The organism is Kitasatospora sp. NE20-6, assembly GCF_045862635.1.
In genome coordinates, this window is the sequence record NZ_BPRL01000164.1 from 1 (window position 1) to 1,338 (window position 1,338).

General features: G+C 70.9%; 1 protein-coding gene. It reads left to right on the top strand.

The genetic code is table 11. From position 1 onward, the window contains the following. The first annotated feature begins 231 nt into the window (after positions 1–231). Complete coding sequence (locus SNE206_RS39980) at positions 232–1,320, top strand: IS110 family transposase (protein ID WP_407918505.1); 1,089 nt, start codon at positions 232–234, stop codon at positions 1,318–1,320. Positions 1,321–1,338: the final 18 nt, after the last annotated feature.

Sequence of the window (1,338 nt, forward strand, 5' to 3'; positions counted from 1 at the left end):
CGACTGACAGTGAGGATGTTCATGAGCGTCTCCCGGCGGGGTCTGACCCAGCGACTGACTGACCTCGGGTCCTCAACGGGATCTGTCGGCCCCGTCCGGGAGGCGTTCGTGAGCATCCACCGGCCCGGCTCGCGTGACTTCATAAGAGCCTGGCCAGAGGCCCCATCACTGTCCTGTCCGCCCGCCGGGCCGGTGGCTGCCGCCCCACCCGGTTCAATGGAGAGGACGGCGATGTCCACCATCGCACAGCAGACCCGCGAGATCACCGGCGGCGTCGACACGCACAAGGACACCCACACTGCAGCCGCCGTCGACTCGGCCGGACGCCCCCTGGGCGCCGAGCAGTTCGAGGCCACCGCAGCCGGCTACCGGCAGCTCCTGGCCTGGCTCCGCTCCTTCGGCACCCTGGTGCTGGTCGGTGTGGAGGGCACTGGCGCCTACGGGGCCGGCCTCGCCCGCCATCTCCGCGAGCAGGACGTGACCGTGGTCGAGATCGACCGCCCGGACCGCAAGGCCCGCCGCTGGCAGGGCAAATCCGACCCGGTCGACGCCGAGGCGGCGGCCCGCGCCGCCCTCGCCCAGCGTCGCACCGGCATACCCAAGCAGCGCGACGGCCGGGTGGAGGCCCTGCGGAGTCTGCGCGTCGCCCGCCGCAGCGCGGTGAGCCAACGCGCCGATGTGGCAAGGCAGATGAAGACTCTGATCATCACCGCCCCAGAGGAACTGCGGGCCGTCCTGCGGGACCTGGGCGACCGGCGGCTGATCGCCACGTGCGCCGCCTCTCGGCCGGATGCGAAGCGGGCGGGTGAGCCGGTCGCCGCGGCCAGGCTCGCGCTGCGGACACTGGCCCGCCGCTACCAGCGCCTCACCGAGGAGATCAGCGAGCTCGACGAGCTCATCACCCCACTGGTCGCCGCAATCGCCCCGGCCCTCCTCGCCCTGAACGGCGTCGGTGCCGACGTTGCCGGGCAGCTACTGGTCACGGCCGGGGAGAACTCCGAGCGCCTGCGCTCGGAAGCGGCCTTCGCCATGCTCTGCGGTGTCGCACCGCTACCGGCCTCCTCTGGCCGTACCCAGCGCCACCGGCTCAACCGGGGCGGCGACCGCGGCGCCAACGCCGCGCTCTACCGCATCGTGCTCTGCCGACTGCGCTGGGACGAACGCACCAAGCACTACATGCAGCGCAGGACCACCGAAGGACTCTCGAAGAAGGAGATCATCCGCTGCCTCAAGCGGTTCATCGCCCGCGAGATCTACCAGATCCTGACCGCACCCAGCGCCCCACACATCACCACCGAGCAGCTCACCACCGCTGCTTGACATCCATAAGAGCATCCC